This window comes from Zhongshania aliphaticivorans (assembly GCF_001586255.1).
Lineage (GTDB): Bacteria > Pseudomonadota > Gammaproteobacteria > Pseudomonadales > Spongiibacteraceae > Spongiibacter > Spongiibacter aliphaticivorans.
Genome location: NZ_CP014544.1, coordinates 230,245 through 247,262, shown reverse-complemented (window position 1 = coordinate 247,262; position 17,018 = coordinate 230,245). Strand labels below are relative to the sequence as shown.

Below are 17,018 nucleotides of genomic sequence, written 5' to 3'. Positions count from 1 at the left end.
GAAAATGCCTTATTAAAAAGAATTAGCTGGGCGATGCAACCACAGCTGCACCGCAAACCTTGCACCCAAAAACCGCTAACTTAGCAAAAATCCCGCTAAGGAGCGAAACCCATTGTCTCACGATTCACGCTTACCATAATAATTGTAGTTGTAGTGACTATAGCCGTAACCATAAGCATAGCTCGTCGCAGGCCGCTCAACAGCGTTCAGCACCACACCTTTAACCGCAATGCCGTTTTGCAGTAAACGCTTATGGGTCACCTCAACCTCCTTCTGCAAACTGACGCAGAATCTGGTTACCAACATTGTTGCCCCGCAATACTGCCCAACAATCGTTGCATCTGTTACCGCCATTACTGGCGGAGTATCGACAATCACCAGATCGAAATCGGCTCCGATCGTGCTAAACAAATCCTCCCCCCCTTTGCTCATCAGCAACTCAGAGGGATTTGGCGGCGCGGTGCCACGTGTGAGCACATACAAGCCATCCACTATCGTCGGTTTAATTGCAGCGTTTAATTCCATTTGGCCCGACAATACCTCAGATAAACCTGACTCCAACTGGACACCAAGCATTTTGTGCATGTGGCCGCGACGCATATCGGCATCGACAACCAGCACTTTTCTACCTGTCTGCGCAATAACCGCAGCCAAGTTACCAGAAACAAAAGACTTACCGACACCTGGACTCGGGCCAGAAATCATAATGATATTGTTATCCGCTTCCAACATGGCGAAATGCAAACTAGTGCGCAAACTTCTTAACGACTCAATTGCAATATCAGCGGGGTTAGCCGCCGCCAACAAAAGACCGTACTCTTTCTCCTTACGAGCTGCTCCCCTCCGAGACTTACCGACAATATTTAGTTTTTCTTGTTGATCAGACAACGGAATGGATGCGTAGACCGGCAAACCAACTTCCTCAAGATCAGCTACTGTCATCACCCCTCGGCGCAAGCTTTCCCGCACCACAATCAACGCAAGACCTAAGACCATACCCACACAGCCAGCCACCAATAGCACGAGGACTTTTTTAGGCTTAACTGGCGCTTTACTATTTACTATCGGCGGATCAATAACCCTAACGTTCCCCACGGTTCCCGCCCTAACAATATCCAGTTCTTGAATATTGTTAAGCATCTGGGTGTAAATTTCGGTGCTAACATCAAGATTTCGTCTCAGGCTGAACAACTCCTGCTGAGTCTCGGGAAGACTGGCCACCTTAGAGTTTAATTCCGCCTTATTGCTTTGAAGTGCATTGATTTTCTGCTGCAGCGTATCGAAACTGGGGTGACCGTGATTAAACTTACGCTCTAACTCGATTTTCTCAATCCGCAGTTTGGCTAACTCAGACTCAATCCCAACGATTTGATCAAGCAGGGCTCCGGTCTCCAGACTAATATCAACCGACCCGACCTCAACTTTGTAAAGATTAAAAGCCGCTTCATATTTTTCTAGCTCTGCCGTGATCTGAGGCAATTGGCTTTTTAGAAAGGCTAAACTTTTAGACGCCTCCTCAGAATGGCGATCGACATTTCTTCTTATAAAACTCTTAGCGACTATATCAAGAAACTGTAATGCAACATTGGGATCTTGGTGCTCAGTGGTTAACTCAATAATTCCAGTATCAAGCCCAACCTCTGTCGCATTAAGCAATGATTGATAGTAGAGAATTGCATCCAATCGATGTTGCCGACTAACCAAAAACTCAGTTCCTGCACGAGCACGAATACTGTTAACATGAACACTATACCCTGCTATATTTTTCTGCTCGTCAATGCTTCCGGTTAACACCAACTGATCATCAGAATCATAGAGTTCATACCTCCCCTCACCGAGATACCGAAGGATATGCTCACGCCCTTTTCGGAACTCCGGTACACGAAAAACATTAAAGTCAATTAGCTCGCCCCCCCAACCATAGCTCACCAACCCCAACGGGGCTTGGCTTACACTGGAGCTACTAGGATAGCCTCTCGCTAAGGCTTCACCAACGACTGGGAAATACTTCGGCACCGCCCTCAAGTCGAGAGACAGTCGCTCAATAGCCTCTTCAACTATCGTGCGACTACGCATAATTTCAATTTCTGTAGACGTTTCAGATGACGCGACCAAGGCCTTAGTCACTTCATCCATACCGGGAATAAGGCTTTTCTTGCTTTCAACCTGAATAATGACGTTTGCCTGATAAACTGGAGGAGTCACCCACAGATAAAACACACCAACACCAAGTGCAGCAATAATCGATAACACAAGCATTACGCGATAATGAGCGAGCTTTTCAATCAAGGAGCTCATATCAATCTCACTTTGCTCGACTCCCTGAGCAGTACCGTTATCTACACTATAAGAATTCATCAATTCACCAATTTAAACGCACCACAATCCACCCCAGAGTTTTCTAGGGAATCATATATAGGACAAACGCGAAAACGTCAGAAACACGCGGCGATATAAAAGACAGAATTTGATTATATATCCGGCAAGATTTGACACGCCATAAATCATCCTTGAAACCTACGCGACCCACTTCGATCAACCCAGTTGATCTAGCAACTTAAATACCAACTAAAAAGCCGCCAACGAACAACAGAAATCAAAAATATTTCTAGCCATACTATAAATACAATTCGCCAGCCTAAATGACTTTATGTAACGGCAAGTTGAAGCTCGGCAATAATAAAGGAATAAGTTGCGACATTCCACATAGCAATGCGCACAAGATTGGCCCCCTCGCACCACAAAGAGTCACAAGCTTGCAATAAAATAGATCTAAGATAGAATGCGTTCATTCTCAATATTGACGTCACCAATAAGGCCATCAGGAAAATCACAAGCTGGGAAGCAGCGCCGGGCATCAAACAAGGCGTCGAAATTCCTACTTTTACTTGGCGCAGGGATTGCAAGAGTAGATAACGTTACATCAATTATCAGCCACTAAACAAGGATGTATAATGCACCATGAATATTCCCTCAATATGTTTTAACGCCACTATCTTTAGCGCTCGGTGAATACAGCGCTGCGGAGAGAAACTGCTGTAATCCGTCCATCAGCCTCCTTCTTTTCAGTCATCTGTATATAAGTTAATGAGCAATTCATCCAAGCGCTGGTCGAAGCAGGTAATCTACTTCCCCTTTGACAACAGGGATAACGCCTACAACGAAATCAACCGAGAGCTAATAAGCTCCCTTGGCTTTCAAGTCGTGGATATCTACAAACTCCCGCGAAGCAAGCTACTGACCAAACACTATGTCATCGCTAACTGGCTAGAATCCCACTGCGTCAATAACAGCGGTGGTGTGATATGGAAAAACACCTTGAAAATCGCGGCTATGCTGCTTTTTATCATCGTATCTCGATCACGACTGATATACGTGCGACACAACCATACACCGCACGGTGCTCGCGGCCTCGCACTTCGGCTTGCAAAACTTATAGTGCGCTTGCAGGAAAAACTAGCATACGTAAAATTAAGCCACTTTCCTGAGAAAAGTGGGGAAGGCTACAAGTTCCTACCTCACCCCCTCTATCAAACCGCGCCATATAGCGAGGATGACCACCAAACCCGCTGCCGGTTTTCTATTGTCGGGTCTGTCGATCCTTACAAAAAAATAGACGAAATTCTCCAAAACTGGCCGCCGAATATCGAACTTGTCATCGCAGGAAAACCCAGCTCCAGCGAATACCACCAACAATTAGAGGCAATAGTAAGTGCCAAACAGCTCAACGTAAAATTTATTCTTAGACGGCTTTCAGACCCAGAAATGATCACACTGCTATCCGACTCCGAGGTAGTGGTTGTCGCCCACGATGGTCAGTCAGCAATCGTTTCAGGTACCTATTATCTTGCCAAAACTGCGGGCTGCCTGACTCTTTCTCGGAGAGCACACGGTCCCGCCAACTGCAAAGGAGACTATGTCTTTCAAGAACTCCGGGAACTCAGCTATATGGTGCATTCTATAGCCGATAACCGCACTACCCGTTGTAGTCGTAGGGAGGTTTTTAACGCCGCCGAACTCCATTATGGCCAAAAGCGGGTAGCTGAATTTTGGGACTCTTATCTATGTTAGCCGCAAAAGGCCGTCTAAACGAACGGCCAAGCGCCAGCAAAAGCCACGCAGCATTTATGTCGTTAGTATTACCATTTTTTGCGATGGAAGCAGTGATTGTACTTTACGTACTGATACAAGGCAGAAGCCTCTACTTTCTCACCTCAGAGCGCAGTCTTTATGCCAGTTTTGCGATAATACTCGCAGCCGCCTACATGCTAGTCAAAATTCCGCCCCGCATCCCAAAACTCATTAATATTCTGGATGTGTTATTTATTGCATACGCCTTTCTAAACCTATACTCAATGCTTCTTAGCTTTCTCGGCGGACAAATAGATATTATATTTCTAAAACAGGTGTTCTTCTTCATTTGCATGCTGTTTTTCTACCTTTATGGCCGCTTTATACCACCTCAAACCAGCACCGCAAAAAGCTCCAGCTTATTTTTTACACTAATTTTTCTACACTTAATCATAGCCATTGCAAACGGACTACAACCCGGAGCAGATCCCGGCTTCGTCGCCCTGAGTGCTCTGCTTTTATTTAGCTCAACATTTAACAAATCGCTATTACTACGTGTCATCGCCTGTGCTGCTATAGTTGTTTACCTAGCCCCCATCATATCCAACTTAAACAGAACGCTAATTGCCTGGCTACTAATTTTCCTCACTGCCACACTCTTTCAAACATCCTACCGCAACAAGCTTATACTTCTTGCTGCGATAGTTAGCGCCATATCACTAGTATTTATCTCTGCCGTAGCAATACAAGACTACAAAATTCAAAAAAGTGAAAGCCGATCTGTTGCGCGCTTAAATCAACTCGTATCCATCGCTCGTACCGGAACCACCTCCCAAAGTGTTTCTATATCAGACCGAATTCACGAAATTGAAGGCGTAAAACGCAAATTCGCGAAAGAGGGCAGTGGCGAAAACCTCCTAATGGGTTTTGGCGGCGCCGCAAGATACGACGCCCACCTAACTACCGGAGTTATATTCGGCAACCACAATGTGCACGTCGGCTTCTATTGGGAATATTTAAAACGAGGCTACCTCGGCGTTTTTCTTTTCATCATCTTCAATCTCGCAGTTCTCTATTCCGGAATTAGACAAAAAGACTGGAGCTATGCCTACCGAGGCGAAATACGATGGATTTTATTCTGGTACTACATTGCCAGTTTAATGTTCTGGTTTACTTGGGCAAATTTTTACTACACACAACCACCTGTTTGGCTCTATGTCGGAATGGTATTCGCTCGGAAAGCAAAGGTAAGTAGCGCTTACCAAAATATAGCCAAACTGCCATCGAAAAATATTTACGCACAGCACGTTAATTACTGGCAAACAAAGAAAGCCCGCTACAGATTGTAGCGAAAAGCAAGATCAATAGAATCATCGAAGTTAAGGAGTGACTGGATGTTCAGCAATGTGGCCATAATACACGACTGGTTAGTAGACAGCGGCGGCGCCGAAAAAGTAGTAGCTGCATTTTTGGATATTTTCCCAGATGCCGATCTGTATACAACAGTATGTTATATGAACGACACCCAGCTCGCCGAGCTAGGTTACGGTAAACCCGTTAATACATCTTTTATTCAAAAACTACCCTTAGCGAAGCGCTATTACAGAACGTATTTCCCGCTTATGCCTTTTGCCGTAGAGCAATTTGACCTATCCAAGTACGATCTTATTATCAGCAGCAGCTCAAGTGTGGCGAAAGGCGTAATAACTTCACCTGACAACCTACATATATGCTACTGCCACTCTCCAATGCGCTATGCGTGGGACATGCAAGGCCAGTATCTTAGAGATTCAGGTCTTGAAAAAGGCCTCACATCACTGCTCGCTCGATTCTTCTTGGCAATGGCACGTACATGGGATGTTCGCTCCTCGTTTGGTGTCGATAAATTTGTCGCTAATTCACATTTTATTGCACATCGAATCAACAAATGCTATCGCAGAGAGAGCGCGGTAATACACCCGCCGGTTGATACCCATTCGTTTAGCCTAGCGCCCGAGAAATCAGACTACTACGTCGTCTGCTGTAGGCTAGTTCCGTATAAGCGCGTAGATTTGATCGTGGAAGCCTTTAACAGAATGCCCGATAAAAAATTAATAGTGATTGGCGGGGGCCCTGAATTACAAAAGATAACAGCAATGGCTAAAAGCAACATCACTGTTGCAGGGCGCTTAGCGTTCTCGCAGCTAAAGGAACACCTAGCAAGGTCCAAAGCCTTTGTTTACGCAGCAGAAGAAGATTTCGGCATTGTTCTCGTGGAGGCATTGGCATCAGGAGCGCCCGTCATCGCTTATAGCAGAGGCGGTGCTTCCGAAATTGTCGAACACGGCAAAACTGGAATTCACTTCCATAGCCAGCGTGCTGAAGCAATCATTGAAGCTATATCCTTATTTGAACGCGAAGGCATAGAATACTCACCTAGCGAAATCAAGGAAAGTGCAGAAAGGTTTTCAAAGGAGAATTTCGTCACTAAATTCAATCAATTCTTAAGCGTTAGTAAGGAAAAAGAAATAGCTGTTACCGAAGGCGAACCTGCATGAGTGCGCTCAACCAGAAAGTGCTCTTCACTACCCATGTTGGCAGTCCCGGCGGCGCAGAAATTAAAATGCTAGAGCTTCTAAATGCTGTTGAGCAGCGAGAAGTCTTACTTTTTGAGAAGGGATCACTTTTCGACACTATAAAGGCTAAAGGCGTACCAGTTATAGTTGAAGATTTGAATAAAGGGTTCCGCCAGTATAAGCGCGAAGGCAGCACACTATCTGCGCTCAAAGTTATTCCATCGCTCTTTAAAGCCTCTGTGTCGGCCATTCGTCATGCACGCAATTACGAAATTATTGTCTGCATGTCCCAAAAGTCATTCGTAGTTTTTGCTTTATCCAAAGTTATACACAGAAAAAAAATTGTGTGGTTTATGAATGATATTGTTAGTAGCGAGCATTTCAGTGGTTTTTCAAGAACCGTTATAAAATCACTCGCCCGAGTATTCGCTGATACAGTAGTCTTAAATTCCAAATCCTCCCTGCACGAGTGGCAGGCAGCAGGAATGCACAGTAAAAGGGAAGTCGTGATTTATTCAGGAGTGAACACCACACGACCTAAACCCTCGGAGGATACTAGCGACATTGATAAAATCAAAGAATGGCAAGGCAACGCCCCTCTTATTGGTATGTTTGGGCGAATTACCCACTGGAAGGGCCAGCACGTATTTATAGAAGCACTCAGCAAACTACCAAATCATAAAGCAATCGTTGTTGGCGGCACGCATTTTGAAGATGACAGCTATGCAAGCAGTTTAGCTGAACGTGCTGCACAGCTTAAACTCTCTAATCAAATCAAGTTTGTTGGACATCGCGCTAACATCTTCGATTACATTGATATATGTGACACGATAGTACATTGCTCGGTACTACCCGAACCTTTCGGTCGCGTGATCGTAGAGGCAATGCTAATGGAAAAAATAGTCATCGCTACCGCAGCGGGTGGCGCAACCGAAATCGTTAAAGATGAAGAATCAGGATACCTATACCCACCGGGTGATGCAGAAGAACTCGCCAGAAAAATCAAAGTCGCTTTAGCAAATCCGTCGCGTCAGACCATGCAGCGCTCCGCCAAGCGTAGAGCAGAAGAGTTATTTTCTTCAGATAAAATGTGCCAAGACTTTCAGCAACTACTAAGCTCCGTCTAAATCTTTAATCAATTTTTCATTACGCTGGCTTAAGCACGCTTTTTCGCACCCAAGCACCAAAAGAGACCATCCACCGACTGAGCGGTGCGGAAAAAATATAGCGCATTCTGTATTTTTCTACTGATTTCATCAAAAGCACAGGAAGACATATCCCCACTAAGACACAGATGCTTGTCGTAATAAACCAATGCTCAACCCCCAGAGTTTCTGATAGCAGAATGCGTGTCCCAGCCCCCACAAGAATATGCATGAGGTAAATTGCCATAGACGACATCCCCAAAACACGAAAAAGAGTCCATTTTCTATCAGATAAAAATTTTGAGAAAATACACATTTGAATAATGGAAATTAATGCGAGGAGCAAAGACAACACCCCACGGTCTTCGTAAGTATTACCTGTTTTAACATGAAAAAACCACTGGGCTAAACCAAAAATAAATGTAACAGTTGGCAAGACCCATACCCCTACGCTATCGATTCTGTGGCGCTCACTCGCGAGGAAGACACCAAGGTAAAAGTAAACAAAATGATAGGAGAAATCTTCAAAAACGCGAATATTCCCCAGAGGAGCATCGACCAAGTAAAGTAGTACTGCAATCAACAGCACAACACTTCGATAACGTTTATATACAAACTTTTCGAGAACAGCACTCAAAGAAAACGCAAGAAACAGCGTATACAGAAACCAGAATTGAGATCGAGGCTGCCACAACAAGACTAATACATCGCTTATTTTAACTTTACCGTTGGTGAAGTCTGACAGGGTGGACTCCGCAAACCCTTGCAGCAGAGACCACAGTATATAAGGGTATACGATGGAATCTATCTTGCTAAACACAAGGCTTCTCGCTCCCCTTTTTTCAAAAGAAGACTGAAAAAGCAGCCCCGAAAGTAAAAAAAATAAAGGCATATGAAAGGTATATAACACACTATCGAGCAGCATTAACTCGGGCAGCGGCACCTGTACACCCGCGTTAATTACACCACGGGAAACGTGGCTGTACACAACAAGGATGATGCCTAGGCCTTTCGCGTAGTCTATCCAGTCGGCCCGGTCACCCAGATTCGAATTCGCGCCTTGGCCGACATTATTCGGCATACCCAAATTCCTCAGCAAACGCACTACAAATACGCATAATTTTCTTGGACTGATTATCGTTTAGCTGCTCACGCCAATTGTCGGCCAGTGAAATATCATAGGCCGCGTTCACCTGATTTTTCCACGGCTCATTCATTGACATAACCCTGCGATCACTATCCGAAGGGCTTAACATTTTTTGGTCAAATGTAATGCCAGAGAATTCGCATATGTTTTCAATATTAAACTGGGGTTCTTTCATCCAGTTCTCGTAACGAACTGTATAAAAGTCCCTGTGGGATTCGGAAAAGAATTTTCGACTTTGACGGTGCCATATACTGATCAATTTAGCATTTTCCACAGGGTCAGCTGAGGCCCAAGGCAGCTTTTTCATTGAAACCGCTGAACCTCTTGGGTCTCTTACGATGCGAAGAAACTTGCAACCACGTATTTCTTTTCTTATCTCATCAACATGTAATAAATGATTGGGGGTTTTTTCGACCACTATTTTTTCTTGTGTACTACCGTCTAACCCCATAAGTGCGTCGAACATTGATTTTGTAGATCGATCACTTTTGGAAAGCTGTCTGTAAAGGCTTTCTCTACTAACACCATAGAGTTCCAACACCTTCTGCTCCGACAAAGTAATCCCTTTCAACGTCGCGACTGCGAGCCGAGGCCAAAAGGGATCCAATAAGCAAAGAGTCCGCTTCATTCGATAGCATTTATTGAAGAATTGCGTCTCCGCGCCCCCTATAGCCTCGCCACTTCGTGTTAGTGTAGCACTTAGCAAAGTAGTACCAGAACGGGGCATCCCTACAATAAAAATATACTTTTTTTCCATAAAAGTGATTTACTCAGTAAATTAGACTTTAAACAACAAACAATTATAGAGCTGCCTTTTTTTCACAATAAAATATTTCCCCCGCGTTGCTGCTCATTCCAAAGCGAATAACCTCGGCGGGGCTGCTCATATCGTCCGGGCTAATCGCAATCACCGCAAGACCTTGCTGGTTTAACATTTGCATATAGTCCCTACGCCCATACTGCCGAACATGATCAGCTTGCCCATAGGCTTTTATTCTATCTTCTGGGGTAGAAATAGCCGGATCTTCAATTGTGCGTTCACCCTCTATTGGTACGAGAATTATCGCCCACCCACCGGGCTTCAGTACTCGATACAATTCCGACAATGCCTTTTTGTCCTCGGGAACATGCTCCAATACATGGCTGCAGAATATTATATCGAAACTATTGTCGCCGAACTGTATTTCGGTAATATCCATACACGCCATCGCCACACCAGGCTCGATGTCTGCCGACAAGTAATTCCTGCCATACATGTGCTTAAGTTTTGAGCCAAGACATTGCTCTGGCGCAATATGTAACAGCCGCCGAGAAGCAGGCCGCATAAGGTCAGTTTTGTGTGTGAGAAATATCCATAAAAGACGGTGCCGCTCCAAAGACCCACAATATATGCACTCCGCATCCTTGCGCTTAGTGGCGCCATATTCCAGAAATTTGCTTGCAGAATTTTCACAGAGAGGGCAGTAACGCTCGCTACCCCGGTATGCCCAAGCCAAAACAACATGCTTAGTACGCCTGAGCGCTCGCTTAACTAACTTTGGGTAGTTTTTGCCCGCAACAACATCCATGTCTCGCCACTTTCACCCTTAGTTGGAGGGAAGGAAGAACTTCTTGTGTGCAGCCGAAATCCAACACGGCCCTATACATTATCTACAAACAGATTTATAACGTGAAGAAAAACGCTATACCTAAAGTAATCTTTTGTAGCTAGCACTCGTATACAGCAGCGACAATTATGCCTCTTAGCTGATCAACGCCGCCATATGGCCAAAGTATTAAACCCAAGTCGACGCTTAACAAAGTAAACCGCCAGCAGGTTCTGGGTAGCTACAGCAATCGCTGTGCCAGTTGCATTGCCATATGCGCCATAAGCCGCCGTTAGCCACCAGGTGAGCGTTAAGGCCAACGAGCCGGAGAGCAATGTAATATTACGCATATCCTTTTCGTAACCACACATCATCAGCAAAAAACCCACTGAACCGGTAATCGCATTCACGAACTGCCCTAGAGCAAGTATTTGTAACAAGCTAGCGCCTTCGGTAAACCCGCTACCGAACAGGCCCATAAGAAACTCAGGAAAGACCAGCATTACCGCAATGACCGGCGTTGCCAAAAGGCCAATCAACTTAACAGAGGTTTTTGCCAGACTCTGCAAGCCCTCCATATCGCCATTGCGGTGCATCGCTGCAAAGCGGGGTGCGACAACCAGATTGACCGCAATCAAAACAAAACTGGCGAGCATTGCAGTTCGTTGCGCTACCGCCAATTGGGCGACAACCTCCGGCGCCATATAAACACCGGCAATAAACTGCCCTGACCATTGCACCATTTGCCCCATAATCACTACCGACCACAACGGCAAGCAACTTTTAAAGAGCATTTCCCAAGAGACGCTCGACCCTTGTTGCTCTGGTTTCATTCGAAGCAACAGAAAATAACCACTCACAGCGGCGATCAAGGCTGAGCCTGCGAAAAACCGCGCGAGAATTGCCGCATCGCTGATGTTGAACAGGAAAATACCAGCGATCAACAAGGTATTAGCGGCGATATTTAAAATAAAGATGGAGTATAGAACTTTGTGCAGACCTTGCAGGGCATTAGCTGCAAGCGTAAACAGCGCAACACCAATTACCGCAAGCGACACGCCCTCAAGCACCGGGGCCATTCGAGGCTTTTGAAAGAAGTACTCAGAGAGAGGCCCCGCCAGTGTATAGAGGCACACCGCAACAAAGATACTAGCGCCAACTACTAAACAAATCGATTTATAGAAAACAGACATCGCCTGTTCGGGCGCGCGCCCCACAAAGCGAATTATGGAATTATCCATACCAACCCGTGACACCGCAGCCAGAATAGTCACCGTAGTAAAAGCCAAGAAATAATAGCCGGACTCTTCAGCCCCCAACTCGCGAGCAATCAGAGCTGTGGTGATAAAACCCGCTACCGCACCCAAGGCCCTTATCGCAAAGGCAATTGCCGACGAGCGAATAACGTCCTTGTGTTGCGATGATCGCGGCGACAATTTCATTCATGGCTACTCTTGGTGAGGCAGACGACTCAGAACAGCTTCCAGAGATATGCGCCAATCATCGGCTCGCACACCAAAGCTAGTATTGAGTTTATCACTAGACAGCACCGAGTACGCGGGCCGCGTTGCGGGAGTGGGGTAGTCTTTCGTAGTAATTGGGTTTACCTGCGGCGGCTTGGGAAGCTCACCACGGCGTTCAGCGACTTCAAAAACACAACGGGCAAACTCATACCAACTTACGGACTCATCGCCACAATAATGGTACACGCCATACTGCGCGCGATCCTCGCTAAAGGCCTGAAGGACTGAGCACGCTGCGCCTGCTATCGCCCCCGCATAGGTCGGGCAGCCAATCTGATCCGCCACCACCCCCAACTCATCCCGCTCTTTGCCCAGGCGCAGCATGGTTTTAACAAAATTATTGCCGTATTCGCTGAATACCCAAGCCGTGCGTAGGATCACATGACGACTGCAGTGCTGCTGCACGGCTATTTCGCCATTGAGTTTAGTTTGGCCGTAGACGCCTTGGGGATTGGTAGCATCCTCTTCGGTGTAAGGGGTGGTTTTACTGCCATCAAAGACGTAGTCAGTGGAGATATGAATCAACAGGGCGCTGTGACGCTCCGCTGCCTTGGCGAGGTTTTCTGGGCCAGTGGTATTAATTCTGGCGGCCAGCTCCGGCTCGGATTCCGCCTTGTCCACGGCGGTATAGGCCGCCGCATTGATAATGGTCTGGGGCTGGTGCTGATCGACAATCCGGTTCACCGCCTCGGCATCGCCGATATCCAGCCCACTGCGGTCAAGGGCGATGACTTCGTGCTCGGTGTTGGCCAGTACATCTTGTAAGCAACGGCCCAACTGGCCATTGGCGCCGGTAATCAGCAGTTTCATCGACCCAGCTCCTTGCGCAACTGGGCAAAACTCGGCGCGGCGGCGTCTTTCTCGGAGAGTTTAAACTCCAGCCTTTCGGCCTCGGGCCAAGTAATAGCCAGATCGGGATCGTTATAAACCAGCGCCCCTTCATCTGAGGGGTCGTAATAGTCGGTGCACTTGTATTCAAAGTCGGCGGTATCACTGAGCACCACAAAGCCGTGGGCAAAGCCCGGCGGCACCCAGAACTGGCGCTTATTCTCTTCAGAGAGGATCACCCCTTCCCACAGACCAAAGCTCGGGGAGTCTTGGCGAATGTCCACCGCCACATCATAGACTTCACCGCTGACCACCCGCACCAATTTGCCCTGGGGCTTGGTCTTTTGAAAGTGCAGGCCCCGCAACACCCCTTTAGCCGAGCGGGAGTGGTTGTCTTGCACAAAGGGGAGTTGGATGCCCGCCATATCCCGGTAGCGATCCGCCTGAAAGGTTTCTAAGAAGAACCCCCGGTGGTCACCAAAGACCTTGGGTTCAATAATCACGCAGTCTTTGAGTTTGGTTTGGATAACGTTCATTTTTTGTAATTCCAATACAGAGAATGATGGCTACCCATACTATTGCGTCGCCACCATCGATAATTTTGTGAAAGCCAACGAAAACCTATTCTTCAAACCCTTATAGAACGCCCACGCCCAATTCCGTAGTACGCTATCCCGTAGCCCTCAACCAATTCGGGCTCGTATTGGTTGCGGCCATCTATAATAACAGGGTGGCGAAGGCTGTCTTTGATCAAATCAAAATCAGGCGCTTTAAACACGTTCCACTCAGTGCATACCACTAGGGCGTCGGCGCCATTCAGCGCGGCTTCCTTGGTACCCATCAATGTGAGGTCTGCACGGTTGCCGTAAATACGCTGGGTTTCATGCATGCCCTCTGGATCGTAGGCTTGTACACTGGCACCCGCCAGCCAAAGAGCCTCCATCAACACCCGACTGGAGGCATCCCGCATATCGTCGGTATTGGGTTTGAACGACAGCCCCCAAACCGCGATTCTCTTACCAGCCAATTCGCCACCAAAATAGCTATTCAAATGCCCAAACAGTTTGGTTTTCTGACGCAGGTTTACCGCCTCTACCGAACGCAATAATTCAGGCACATAGCCTTCTTTTTCTGCGGTACGTACCAAGGCTTGTACATCCTTAGGGAAACACGACCCACCATACCCGCAGCCAGGGTAGATAAAAGAATAGCCAATGCGTGGATCAGAACCAATGCCTTGGCGTACTTTCTCAATATCTGCGCCTAGGCGTTCAGCCAAGTTCGCCATTTCATTCATAAAGCTGATTTTGGTCGCCAGCATACAGTTGGCGGCGTATTTGGTCAGCTCGGCAGAACGGACATCCATCACGATGATCCGCTCGTGATTGCGGTTAAAAGGCGCATACAGCTCACGCATGCGATCTTCAACATTTGGGTTGTCAGTGCCGATAACAATCCGGTCTGGACGTTGGCAATCCGCCACCGCAGCACCTTCTTTCAAGAACTCAGGATTAGAGACCACGTCAAAGGGAATATCAGCCCCGCGCTCAGCAAGCACCTCGGTCACCGCCGCTTTAACCTTGTCGGCCGTACCGACCGGCACCGTAGATTTATCAATAATGATACGATGCTCTGACATATATTGAGCAATAGTCTTGGCAACCGTCAGCACATATTGCAAGTCTGCTGAGCCATCTTCGCCCGGCGGTGTACCCACCGCGATAAACTGCATCTTGCCATGCTTAACACCTGTCTCGGCATCTGTGGTGAACTGCAACCGTCCGGCTTCGACATTGGCCTGTAAAAGGGGCTTCAAACTCGGTTCGTAGATGGGAATAATGCCTTTTTTCAGGTTTTCTATCCGCTCGGCATTCACATCCACACACATCACATTGTGGCCAACACCTGCCAATACCGCAGCCTGAACCAAGCCAACATAACCAATACCGAATATCGTAACTTTCATATAACTCCCCAGCCTTACACCCATACCCACTAACAGAGTAATACAACAAAGTCATCTACTACTGACCTGATGAACTCAATGATTTAACATAGTTGCTAGCTGGCAATTCAAAAAAACGATAAGACAAGCTAGCTATAACCATCACAGCAAAAAAAGCAATTGGAAGTTTAAGTATTTGATATATTTCCAGCCCCCCTACAAACGTAATGATAGGGTAATGAAGAAGATAAAACCCATATGAAATTCTTCCCAAATACTCAAAAAACCTTCCATTTAAAAATTTCAAACTCGGCGAATCAATAAGTGACGAATAAAAAAGCAGACTGACTATCATCCAATTTACGGGATCACCCCAAGTTCTCAAATAGAAATCATCCGAAAAAACCAACCCAAATCTCAGACGAAGGCAAGGTAATGAGAAAACCAATAGACAAACACTCAACATGCCCAAAACGAACTTAGATGTATCCGAAAGATCCCTAAAACCTATTCTATTCTTATAAAAAAATGAAAAACCAATGCCAATAAAAAACATTAACGAATACGTCGAAAAAACCGGATACAATTTTTGCAATAATATATAGGTGACAAGGCTAGGAACGATAGAAAGTACAGCCATAATTAGCAAAATATTTCTTGATTTAAAAACCCAAAAAAACAGCCAAACAAAGCAAAAATATGTGTAGAACTGCACTTCGACAGGTATAGTCCACAATTCTTGTGGTGCCATCAAAAACAATGTCGCTAATGCGAACGAATATCCATCGTTTATTTCATAGTGAAAATTTGGGTCTATGTACGTAGAAATTAAAAATGACAATATAACTATTGCAATATAAAGAGGAAAAACGCGACCAATTCGCGAAAAAGCAAATGCAGCTACCCCCTGACTGGAAAACTCTTTGAAAAGATACAAATACCCCATCAAGAATCCACTCAGCACAAAGAATATCATTACACCCAACTGCCCAAAACCATTTCCGAGAAAGGCCGGAAGCATTCCTTGATTTGCCATATGTGAGACAAAAACAATTAACGCAGCAAGGCCTCTTAACCCCGTAAGAATACTAATATTTTTATTCACAAACCTTTAGCCCCATGCTTAAATTAGATATAGTCACCATTTACTCAAACGTAGCACTTAGCACCACTGCCTAGCTCTTGTTAGCTATAACCTTGGGCAACTTTCATTAAGTAATGACCATAACCAGTTTTTTTCAATGCATCTGCCTGCTGCATCAAGGCTTCCTGATTAATCCAATTCTGGTGGTATGCTATCTCTTCCAGGCAAGCCACTTTCAATCCTTGCCGATGCTCTACGGTTTGCACAAACTGACCCGCATCAATCAAGGAGTCGTGAGTGCCGGTATCCAGCCAGGCAAAGCCGCGCCCCAGCACTTCCACATTTAAATCCCCACGCTCAAGGTAGGCGAGATTAATATCGGTGATTTCCAGCTCGCCCCGCGCAGAGGGCTTGATATTACGGGCGATCTCAACCACGTCGTTGTCGTAGAAATACAGCCCCGTCACCGCATAGGGCGACTTGGCTTTGACAGGCTTCTCTTCAATGCTGATCGCCTTGCCTGCCTCGTCAAACTCCACCACGCCAAAGCGCTCCGGGTCGGAAACGTGGTAGCCAAATACCGTGGCGCCGGTGTCTTTGGCCATGGCGCTTTTCAGATTGTCGGAGAAATGCTGACCGTAAAAGATATTGTCTCCCAAGACCAAGCTGACATTGTCATTGCCGATGAAATCAGCGCCTATGGTGAAGGCCTGGGCCAAGCCGTCGGGGCTGGGCTGTTCAGCGTAGCTGATATTGGTGCCAAATTGACTGCCGTCACCCAATAAGCGCTGGAAACCGGGTAAATCTGTGGGGGTGGAGATGACCAGAATATCTTTAATCCCTGACAGCATCAGCACCGACAAGGGGTAGTAAATCATCGGTTTGTCGTAGATTGGCAGCAACTGCTTGGAGATACCTATGGTAATCGGGTGTAAGCGGGTACCGGAGCCTCCCGCGAGAATAATGCCTTTGTATTTCTTGCTCATACTGCGCCCTTTTACTGGCCTGATGGATCAAGCCGTCATTTAAATTTAGTGCGCGGAACATCGCCACGCCTTAATCTCGTCATCCGGGTATCAAACCCCAAAAAGCATTCACTCCGTTCACATGGATACCTGTCCCTGCCTTCGCAGG

At 46.4% G+C, this 17,018-nt stretch carries 14 protein-coding genes; 4 read left to right on the top strand and 10 right to left on the bottom strand.

The features are described from left to right. Positions 1-117: 117 nt before the first annotated feature. Positions 118-2,358, bottom strand: a complete 2,241-nt coding sequence (locus AZF00_RS01180; protein WP_062382586.1) for a polysaccharide biosynthesis tyrosine autokinase — start codon at positions 2,356-2,358, stop codon at positions 118-120. A 729-nt stretch (positions 2,359-3,087) separates the two neighbouring features. On the opposite strand from AZF00_RS01180, the gene AZF00_RS01170 reads away from it, so the two are divergent. Genes AZF00_RS01170 through AZF00_RS01155 form a run of 4 tightly spaced genes read left to right on the top strand, consistent with a single transcriptional unit; the run spans position 3,088 to position 7,753 of the window. Further along, the gene (locus AZF00_RS01170; protein WP_062382583.1) at positions 3,088-4,071 is read left to right on the top strand and encodes a glycosyltransferase family protein; all 984 of its coding nucleotides are present in this window, start codon (positions 3,088-3,090) and stop codon (positions 4,069-4,071) included. Continuing rightward, a complete protein-coding gene (locus AZF00_RS01165; RefSeq protein WP_062382582.1) occupies positions 4,065-5,420 on the top strand; it encodes a hypothetical protein in 1,356 nt (451 codons plus the stop codon). The genes AZF00_RS01170 and AZF00_RS01165 overlap by 7 nt, the downstream gene beginning before the upstream one ends. A gap of 45 nt (positions 5,421-5,465) precedes the next feature. After that, positions 5,466-6,608: a glycosyltransferase family 4 protein gene (locus AZF00_RS01160; protein WP_062382581.1), complete on the top strand. Its 1,143-nt coding sequence runs from the start codon at positions 5,466-5,468 to the stop codon at positions 6,606-6,608. Continuing rightward, positions 6,605-7,753: a glycosyltransferase family 4 protein gene (locus AZF00_RS01155; RefSeq protein WP_062382580.1), complete on the top strand. Its 1,149-nt coding sequence runs from the start codon at positions 6,605-6,607 to the stop codon at positions 7,751-7,753. Before AZF00_RS01160 ends, AZF00_RS01155 begins: the two co-directional genes overlap by 4 nt. Before the next feature lie 19 nt (positions 7,754-7,772). Here the strand turns inward: AZF00_RS01155 and AZF00_RS01150 are convergent, their stop codons facing one another. The 9 genes from AZF00_RS01150 to rfbA all read right to left on the bottom strand — a co-directional run bounded on the left by AZF00_RS01150 (position 7,773) and on the right by rfbA (position 16,870). Continuing rightward, positions 7,773-8,852: an acyltransferase family protein gene (locus tag AZF00_RS01150; protein ID WP_062382577.1), complete on the bottom strand. Its 1,080-nt coding sequence runs from the start codon at positions 8,850-8,852 to the stop codon at positions 7,773-7,775. Further along, positions 8,842-9,645, bottom strand: a complete 804-nt coding sequence (locus tag AZF00_RS01145) for a sulfotransferase family protein (protein ID WP_231856228.1) — start codon at positions 9,643-9,645, stop codon at positions 8,842-8,844. The genes AZF00_RS01150 and AZF00_RS01145 overlap by 11 nt, the downstream gene beginning before the upstream one ends. Positions 9,646-9,718: 73 nt before the next feature. Next, positions 9,719-10,156, bottom strand: a complete 438-nt coding sequence (locus tag AZF00_RS19410) for a class I SAM-dependent methyltransferase (RefSeq protein WP_197465698.1) — start codon at positions 10,154-10,156, stop codon at positions 9,719-9,721. 512 nt (positions 10,157-10,668) lie between these two features. After that, positions 10,669-11,946 (bottom strand): flippase, encoded by a 1,278-nt coding sequence (locus AZF00_RS01135; RefSeq protein ID WP_062382565.1) that lies wholly within the window; start codon positions 11,944-11,946, stop codon positions 10,669-10,671. 6 nt (positions 11,947-11,952) lie between these two features. Then, positions 11,953-12,837 (bottom strand): dTDP-4-dehydrorhamnose reductase, encoded by an 885-nt coding sequence (gene rfbD, locus AZF00_RS01130; RefSeq protein ID WP_062382563.1) that lies wholly within the window; start codon positions 12,835-12,837, stop codon positions 11,953-11,955. Beyond that, positions 12,834-13,391: a dTDP-4-dehydrorhamnose 3,5-epimerase gene (gene rfbC / locus AZF00_RS01125; RefSeq protein ID WP_062382560.1), complete on the bottom strand. Its 558-nt coding sequence runs from the start codon at positions 13,389-13,391 to the stop codon at positions 12,834-12,836. The genes rfbD and rfbC overlap by 4 nt, the downstream gene beginning before the upstream one ends. A 92-nt stretch (positions 13,392-13,483) precedes the next feature. Continuing rightward, entirely contained in the window at positions 13,484-14,821 is a 1,338-nt protein-coding gene (locus tag AZF00_RS01120) for a UDP-glucose dehydrogenase family protein (protein WP_062382557.1), read from the bottom strand. Between the two features lie 58 nt (positions 14,822-14,879). Next, positions 14,880-15,905, bottom strand: coding sequence for an acyltransferase family protein (locus AZF00_RS01115; protein ID WP_082793636.1), 1,026 nt, complete (start codon positions 15,903-15,905; stop codon positions 14,880-14,882). Between the two features lie 80 nt (positions 15,906-15,985). Continuing rightward, a complete protein-coding gene (rfbA, locus tag AZF00_RS01110) occupies positions 15,986-16,870 on the bottom strand; it encodes a glucose-1-phosphate thymidylyltransferase RfbA (RefSeq protein WP_062382550.1) in 885 nt (294 codons plus the stop codon). Positions 16,871-17,018 lie beyond the last annotated feature (148 nt).

Bases quoted from the DNA above. Each gene is read 5' to 3' on its own strand.
- AZF00_RS01120 (WP_062382557.1), bottom strand. From the start codon at position 14,821: ATGAAAGTTACGATATTCGGTATTGGTTATGTTGGCTTGGTTCAGGCT.
- rfbA (WP_062382550.1), bottom strand. From the start codon at position 16,870: ATGAGCAAGAAATACAAAGGCATTATTCTCGCGGGAGGCTCCGGTACC.
- AZF00_RS01155 (WP_062382580.1), top strand. From the start codon at position 6,605: ATGAGTGCGCTCAACCAGAAAGTGCTCTTCACTACCCATGTTGGCAGT.
- AZF00_RS01150 (WP_062382577.1), bottom strand. From the start codon at position 8,852: ATGCCGAATAATGTCGGCCAAGGCGCGAATTCGAATCTGGGTGACCGG.
- AZF00_RS01160 (WP_062382581.1), top strand. From the start codon at position 5,466: ATGTTCAGCAATGTGGCCATAATACACGACTGGTTAGTAGACAGCGGC.
- AZF00_RS01165 (WP_062382582.1), top strand. From the start codon at position 4,065: ATGTTAGCCGCAAAAGGCCGTCTAAACGAACGGCCAAGCGCCAGCAAA.
- AZF00_RS01135 (WP_062382565.1), bottom strand. From the start codon at position 11,946: ATGAAATTGTCGCCGCGATCATCGCAACACAAGGACGTTATTCGCTCG.
- rfbD (WP_062382563.1), bottom strand. From the start codon at position 12,837: ATGAAACTGCTGATTACCGGCGCCAATGGCCAGTTGGGCCGTTGCTTA.
- rfbC (WP_062382560.1), bottom strand. From the start codon at position 13,391: ATGAACGTTATCCAAACCAAACTCAAAGACTGCGTGATTATTGAACCC.
- AZF00_RS01170 (WP_062382583.1), top strand. From the start codon at position 3,088: ATGAGCAATTCATCCAAGCGCTGGTCGAAGCAGGTAATCTACTTCCCC.
- AZF00_RS01180 (WP_062382586.1), bottom strand. From the start codon at position 2,358: ATGAATTCTTATAGTGTAGATAACGGTACTGCTCAGGGAGTCGAGCAA.
- AZF00_RS01145 (WP_231856228.1), bottom strand. From the start codon at position 9,645: ATGCCCCGTTCTGGTACTACTTTGCTAAGTGCTACACTAACACGAAGT.